The sequence below is a fragment of the Mesorhizobium ventifaucium genome (assembly GCF_935822925.1).
Classification (GTDB): Bacteria; Pseudomonadota; Alphaproteobacteria; order Rhizobiales; family Rhizobiaceae; genus Mesorhizobium; species Mesorhizobium ventifaucium.
Window position 1 is genome coordinate 1 of record NZ_CAKXZS010000047.1, and the last position, 5,470, is coordinate 5,470.

The 5,470-nt window shown below is 63.1% G+C and carries 6 protein-coding genes; 4 read left to right on the forward strand and 2 right to left on the reverse strand.

Annotation, left to right across the window (positions count from 1 at the left end; all coding sequences use genetic code 11):
- Both NMG70_RS28690 and NMG70_RS28695 read right to left on the reverse strand, forming a co-directional pair.
- On the reverse strand, positions 1-1,949 hold a 1,949-nt coding region (locus NMG70_RS28690; RefSeq protein WP_254027612.1), incomplete at its 3' end, for an AI-2E family transporter.
- Positions 1,950-2,172: 223 nt separating this feature from the next.
- Entirely contained in the window at positions 2,173-3,105 is a 933-nt protein-coding gene (locus NMG70_RS28695; RefSeq protein WP_254027613.1) for a hypothetical protein, read from the reverse strand.
- A 304-nt stretch (positions 3,106-3,409) separates the two neighbouring features.
- Here NMG70_RS28695 and NMG70_RS28700 point away from each other — a divergent pair, with 304 nt between their 5' ends.
- The 4 genes from NMG70_RS28700 to NMG70_RS32720 form a co-directional block, all read left to right on the forward strand.
- Positions 3,410-3,673 carry a hypothetical protein gene (locus NMG70_RS28700; RefSeq protein ID WP_254027614.1) on the forward strand — a complete coding sequence of 88 codons (264 nt, stop codon included), beginning with the start codon at positions 3,410-3,412 and terminating at the stop codon, positions 3,671-3,673.
- 258 nt (positions 3,674-3,931) lie between these two features.
- Positions 3,932-4,159, forward strand: coding sequence for a hypothetical protein (locus NMG70_RS28705; protein WP_254027615.1), 228 nt, complete (start codon positions 3,932-3,934; stop codon positions 4,157-4,159).
- 268 nt (positions 4,160-4,427) lie between these two features.
- Complete coding sequence (locus NMG70_RS28710; protein ID WP_254027616.1) at positions 4,428-4,790, forward strand: SPW repeat protein; 363 nt, start codon at positions 4,428-4,430, stop codon at positions 4,788-4,790.
- Positions 4,791-5,214: 424 nt separating this feature from the next.
- The coding region (locus tag NMG70_RS32720) for an acyltransferase family protein (RefSeq protein WP_436798477.1) at positions 5,215-5,470 on the forward strand (256 nt) is incomplete at its 3' end.

Consider the following 5,470-nt stretch of genomic DNA (forward strand, 5'->3'; position numbering starts at 1 on the left):
GGCGCCTTCCTGGCCGGGCGCGGCCGGCGGCGCATGCGGCGCTTGGCAGCGACCTTCAGCGCAACCGGCGGATCGCTCGACAATGCGCCCAGAACGGCGTCGACCATGCCAAACGCCACAAAATCGGCGTTGATGTCATTGGCCAATTCGACTTCTGTCTTTTTGTCGTCGTCGTCCTTCGACCAGAACACGATGCCTACCCGCAGCGCCGACTTGGCACGTTTCAGCCTACGAACAAGGAAACGGGCGTGCTTGACGGAGTCGCGGTTCAGGAATCCGACCACAACGGTGTCGACTGCGTCGAGCTCGAGCCGGCGAATGCCAGTCGGATCCATATCGGCAAACCTCGCCTTCGAGACCGTCGCCCCTTGGACTTCGAGCACCTGCGCCAGCATGGCGGCGGCGGCATCGTCGAGTTCGCCGCGGCCGCCGGCACACAGCACCGACATGTCAGTGCCATCCGGCAGCTCGGTGTCGTCCTCGCCCTCCCCTTGAGCCTGCTTGTCCTTCTCCGTCGTGGCAGGCTCGACAGTGGCCGGATCATCGTCCTCCTCTGCTTCCTCCCGTGCGCTGTCGTCGAGGTTCGCCACCAGCATCTGCGCGCTGGCCGCCACCCGCCGTCTTTGCTCATCGCCCATGACGCCCCGCACTCGATCCTGCTCGCCGAGCAGCAGTGCGGGAATGGCGACTTTGTCATAGAATTCGAACAGGTATTTTTCCTCCAACATCTCCTCGGCGTGATCTGTGGCTTCCTCTGGATCGCCGGCCAGCAGCCGTTGGTAGAGCCGAGCGTGGGGTTCGAGCACCGGTTCGTTGCCGAACAGAACGTCGAGGAATTCGAACTGCGGCACGTGCCTGCCGAGCACGACGAGGCAGACCGTGAGCGGCGTCGACAGAACCAGACCCAGCGGGCCCCAGAGCCAGGTCCAGAATATAGCCGCAACGATGATGGCCAATGGCGAAAGCCCGGTGCGTGAACCGTAGAGCCACGGTTCGACGACGTTGCCGGTTATCATTTCCATGGCCACGAACAGGCCGGCGGTCCACAGCACGAGCGACCAGCCTGGCGCCACGGCAAGCGCCAGGAACAGGGGCAGCAGCGCACCAATGATCGGGCCGATATAGGGAACAAAGCGCAGCGCCAGCGCCAGCAACCCCCACAGCAGCGCATTGGGTATCCCCAGAATCCAAAGCCCTGCTGTAACCGGTATGGCATAGACGATGTTCACGACCAATTGCATGAGCAGATACCGGCCGACCCGCTTGCCGGCATCCTGGAGCGCCTCGGTGGTCCGATGAAGGTCGCCGTAGCCGACGAGGCGTATGAAACGATCGCGCAGGTCCTCGCGCTCGAGCAGCATGAATATGACGACGACGACGATCAGACCGGCCGATGCCAGCGGGCTGATCAGCGGTCCGATCAGGTTCTGCAGAACCTGAAGCGGCCTTTCGCGTGCGATGATCTCGACAGGCACCGGCTCGCGCCGTGGCTGATCCGCGGCGGGCGGTGAGGTTTCCTGCCTGTCGAGTTCCTGGCCAACGCGTTCGATCGCCTCGCTCAGCCTGGCGATGACGCCGCCGCCGACGCCGGACTCCTTCAGGGATCGGACTTTGGTCAGGATATTTGACTGGTAAAGCGGGATGTTCTGCGCCAGTTCGCTGACCTGCGTGGCGACAATGAAGGAGAACAGCGCAAGGACCGTGAATGCGCCCAGCACGCTGGCGATGACCGCGGGCAGACGGGGAATGCCGACCCGTTTGAGTGCCGAAACCAAGGGTGCAAGCGCAAAGGTCAGCAGCAGGGCGATTGCGATCGGCAGGAAAACCTCGCGCCCGAAATACAGGGCCGCAACCGCCGCCACGACGGTCGCGACGGTGGGCAGCGACATGCGCGGGAGGGCCCTGGCACCGGCAACAATGCCCACCAGCCGGGGCTCCGACGGGTGCATGCCGTTTCGACGATTAGCCCCCACTCGACGCCTCCACCCTGCCAATCACCATGATCAGGCATATTGAGCCGGCGCGCAACTTCGCTTCCTTCGCGCCGGCGAGCATCGAAGATGCGAGCGGGCGCGTGGCGGCCCAACTGGACAGCCGGACGGGCGCTTTGGTCGCCGGACACAACAACTGACGTGGTGATCGGTTCCGAACAGGCAGAAGACTAGATCGGGCTTAATACGAATGACGCAGCCAATGACGGTCGAACACGTCGAGGATGCCTCGGAACTCGGCCGGCGGGATCTGGCTAGCACCGCCGTCCTTGCTGTCTCCGGCGAGGAATTGCGCCAGCTGCCGGTCGACCATTTCGGGCTGCTCAATTGCCACGCCGAGCGAAGCCAGATCATCGGCGATCGACCCGTCGGGCGGCAGATATCCGCCCCATCCCTCGGGTGCCGGACTGCGCAAGCGGATCATCAGGATCCTGGTCAGGGACGGCTGCGGCTCCGGGCCGATGATGGTGGTGCCGCACAGATAGCCGCCAAGCACGCTTCCCGGCCGCGAGTGCGCAAACAGGCACAAGAAGAATTGGGCTTCGCCGTTGGCTTCCTTCAGATGCGCATAAAGGCCGCGTTTTGCCGGCGTCATCAGCCCGCCGAGCAGCAGTTGCCCGGTCGGCAACACCTCGCGATAGGCGGCAGTCAGGCCGTGTGCACCCGGCCCGGTCTCTATCGACAGGCTGCCCCTGATCAGTTGGCCGCGATAATAGGGCGACAACGCATGCGAATAACATGCGTAGGTTCCGGCAAGGGCGAATCCAAGGCTTCGTTCCTCATGCCCGGCAGCGGTCTCGAAATGCGCACCGGCGCGGCGTTCCAGTTCGGCCCTGTCGATGCCGTGGCGGGCACAGATCGCCGCGGTAAAACCTGGCAGGTCGCTCTCGGCGATCCAGGCGCCGGTCTGCTCCAGCTTGAGCAGCTTCGTCCAGTCGTCGTAGACGCTGAGCTCGCGTGGCTGGGCGCGCCCCTGCAGCCATTTGTCGGCGCGGCCGAGATCGAACGCCGTCTTCGGGTTGACGCCCCGGAACGCCGCCGCAAGGTCCTTGCGGGTGACGGTTCCCAGCACGGCCGCGGTCAACCGTAACTTTTGCGCGATATGGTGTGCCATCCCCCACCTGCCCCTTTATGCCACCGCGAGGCATAGCATGGGACGGCAGCTGCTCCCACTGTACTTTTCCACAAGCTAATATTCCGGGAAATCCGCAGAATTCCACGCCGCTCCACGCGGCTGCCCTTTTCGCCCCGCCGGGCGGCGCTAAGGTCGCGCAGGGCAAGGGCAAGTTATTGAAAGTCACGTTATCTAGGCTTGAATACCAACACCCTTCCTCAGTCATTTGAACGACGGCGAAGCCGAGCTCTCGAACCAGCACAAACCAGCGTAGATGCCGCCTCAACAAGGAAGGAATAACTCGATGTCCTGGACTGCTTCTCCCAAAATCCCCTTCACCGCGCTTGCGGTTGGATCCGCCGCACTGCTGCTGCTGACCTTCGGGCCGAATGGACCGTCGCGCGCCGCTGCCGGCTCGCGCGCGGCAGCGACATATGGCAAGGCGGCTCCTGCGTCGCCGGCCATCGAGCCGACGCGCATTGAGGTCGACGGCAGCGCGCACGTGATACGCTTTTACATCGACGGCAAGCAGGTCGCCCTGCTCGACTCGACCGGCTTCAAGGATTGATCTTCACACCAGCGCTGGCCGCGACATTGAGCGGCCAAGCGCGACCGGACGTCTGGGTTCGGTCGCGGCCGCTCCAGGCTTCGGCCTGATGCGGCTGCAAGCCTGCACGCACCGGCACCTGCTCCGTTCCCCCCGCGGCCGCATTTTTCCACAAGCCATATTCCAGGAATTCCAGAGAATTCCACGCCTTTCCACACTGCGGCGGTGTTCGGGCCGGCGGCTGGGGTAACCTTACGTTAACCATGGAGGGACGCCGTCATGAAACTTGCTCTGTCTGCACTTCTCGCCGTGCTCGCCCTTTCGCAAGCCGTGGAGGCTAAAACGAAAGTCGTTGCCACCGATGCGAAAGCGGCCACAGCCGAGAAAAGCCAGCCGCTGCTCGACAATAAGCCCACCGGCGGGATCACGTCGTCTGATGCGATGGCGACGCCCGTCGACAACAATGCGTCCAGCCCGTATCCGCCGGCGATCTATTTCGATTTCTAGAGTTCCATCCCTCCCTAACGGATACCTAACGGATAAAAGGCGTGATCGCGTTGCGCCTTGACCTGGTATCCGGGAGGGCTGCGGCCTCCGAACCCCGGCGCGGGCGGCGCTTCCAGGTTGAGCAGGCGGATGCCGGCACTGCGGCACCGGCTTACCGGCCGCCCCGGAGCCACTCCTTGAAAGCCGCCGAAACTGCGATATATCAATGACTAAGCGTGCGTTGCACGCGACGTAGTGCTTTGGTCAAGCTTCATCTGTGGAGGTTGTCATGGCAAACGATCTGATGGAAGGAAAGAAGCCCCAGGATTGGATCAACCTGATCCTTGCGGCATGCCTGTTCATCTCACCCTGGGTTATCGGCTTCGCTGCTGAACCCGCTGCTGCTTGGAACGCCTGGATTGCCGCGGTCGTGCTCGGCGCCCTGGCTCTCGCGGCGCTTTCAGTATTCGCCGAATGGGAAGAGTGGGTGAACCTTGTCGTCGGGCTCTGGCTGATCGCCTCGCCCTGGCTGCTCGGCTTCGTGGCAAACGCCAACGCAATGGCGACCCACGTTGTCCTCGGCGTGCTGGTGGTTGCGGCATCGGCTTGGGCAGTCTGGGACTCCCGTCATCATCCGCCAGCGCATGCGTGATCGGTGACGACTAATGCATGTCGCCCAAGCATGCCCTCGGGCCTGACCCGAGGGTGCGCAGCGGTTTTGGGTAACGACATGCATGGAAACAAAGACTTAAAGCGCGTTGATTTCCTTTCGAACGCGAGGCGCTTTAAGGGGAGGAGTCCGGCGCGCGAGCGCCGGGCTCCTTCCAAGCCTGATATGCAGACCCGCTAGCCGGGCCAAATCTCTTTCTTGTGCTCAAAAACACGCCGCCACGGCGGGTGCAGCAGCGGCCGTCGCGGCGCGTCCTGGTATAGACGCCGACACGCAGACCCGCACTGCACCGCGCAAACTTCCACTTATGTTGCACTGCGTTAGATTTGTTGCATTGCAATATCAATGCATTGCGTCGAGTCTTCGCAACGGGTGGCTTTTTCAACGACCTATACGAGGTTTTGCCGTGTCAGCATCGTTTCGGCCTGATATCGAGGGGCTGCGTGCGCTGGCGGTGTCGGGCGTCGTCGCGTTCCATTTTGGTCTGTCGGACCTGCCGGGCGGCTTCACCGGCGTCGACATCTTCTTCGTCATCTCCGGCTACCTGATCACCGGCCAGCTGCTGCGGGAAATCGCCGAGGACGGCAGGCTGGACCTATGGCGGTTCTATGCAAGGCGCGCCCGGCGCCTGTTGCCGGCCTCGCTGTTCGTCATCTTCGCCA

Coding starts and splice junctions, on each gene's coding strand:
- NMG70_RS28695 (WP_254027613.1), bottom strand. CDS start 3,105: ATGGCACACCATATCGCGCAAAAGTTACGGTTGACCGCGGCCGTGCTG.
- NMG70_RS28700 (WP_254027614.1), top strand. CDS start 3,410: ATGTCCTGGACTGCTTCTCCCAAAATCCCCTTCACCGCGCTTGCGGTT.
- NMG70_RS28705 (WP_254027615.1), top strand. CDS start 3,932: ATGAAACTTGCTCTGTCTGCACTTCTCGCCGTGCTCGCCCTTTCGCAA.
- NMG70_RS28710 (WP_254027616.1), top strand. CDS start 4,428: ATGGCAAACGATCTGATGGAAGGAAAGAAGCCCCAGGATTGGATCAAC.